The 904-nt window shown below is 32.1% G+C and carries 1 protein-coding gene; it reads right to left on the bottom strand.

From position 1 onward, the window contains the following. Positions 1 to 6: 6 nt before the first annotated feature. Positions 7 to 870, bottom strand: coding sequence for an aminoglycoside 6-adenylyltransferase AadS (locus tag LKO28_RS15350; RefSeq protein ID WP_003013318.1), 864 nt, complete (start codon positions 868 to 870; stop codon positions 7 to 9). Positions 871 to 904 lie beyond the last annotated feature (34 nt).

A 904-nucleotide genomic window follows, 5' to 3' on the forward strand; every position in this document is an offset into this window, starting at 1 on the left:
ACGTAGTTATGTTTTGGGTTTTAGTCCAGCTAAATATTTTCGTATGTCATTTTCTAATTTATCCGGGTATTTGTACTCTAATTTTTTTGACAATTCAGTTCCTATTTCTGAAACTAAATCAGTCATTGAAAATAGAGCAGTCCAATTTTCCTTTATATCGCTCCCTGAAAATGTTTGTTCTGTTTTAGCCCACATTTCCTGGTTAAGATACTTTTTGAAAAGCCGTCCATATTTATTGGTCGTTATGTTCCAATTGTGTTCACTTGCAATGTGCCATTCAATTAAAGGAATTAAATATTCTGTGCGAATAACGGTTTCCGACATAAATTTCGCATAGAATATTTCATCTCTCACAAGACACTTTGCCACGTAAGTTGTGTCCCACCAAAAATCGTTTATTAGATTTTGAAACTCTTTTTCAGACGGTTTTTTGATAATGGAAATTTGATAAGTTGGTTTCAGCATTTGCTTTGTAATACCATCTTTATCAATTAAAATTTTATAACCAATATCCCAATCTTCTGGTAATTCTTTCTCTTGCGTTTCCTTTATAAATTTTGATTTGCTGTAAAGTTTAAAATCTACTTTCACACCGTCTTCATAAAGTAGCATTTTCATTGCGTGTTTATGGTTAAAACAACTTTCGTCTTCTTCAATCATAGCAATTGGATTTCCGAATTTAAGCGTCCAGCTTTTGTCTGAAATGTAATTTGTATTATCCTCAAAAACAAATTCAATGTCTAAATCACTAAATTCGTCAACAAGTGCTAAAGGATTTACAAGTGAACTTGTCAGAAGAAGAACTCTTACATCTTCGTTTTTCTCCGACCATTCTATAATTGTTCTTAACTTTTCTTCTCTGACTTTCATTTTGTTTGGTTCGGTTTTACTATGTCGTACAACG

Origin of the sequence: Sphingobacterium sp. FBM7-1 (assembly GCF_020687765.1) — a bacterium.
Classification (GTDB): Bacteria; Bacteroidota; Bacteroidia; order Sphingobacteriales; family Sphingobacteriaceae; genus Sphingobacterium.

What these genes read in the sequence shown, in the direction of transcription:
- LKO28_RS15350 (WP_003013318.1), bottom strand. Translation starts at nt 870, where the DNA reads ATGAAAGTCAGAGAAGAAAAGTTAAGAACAATTATAGAATGGTCGGAG.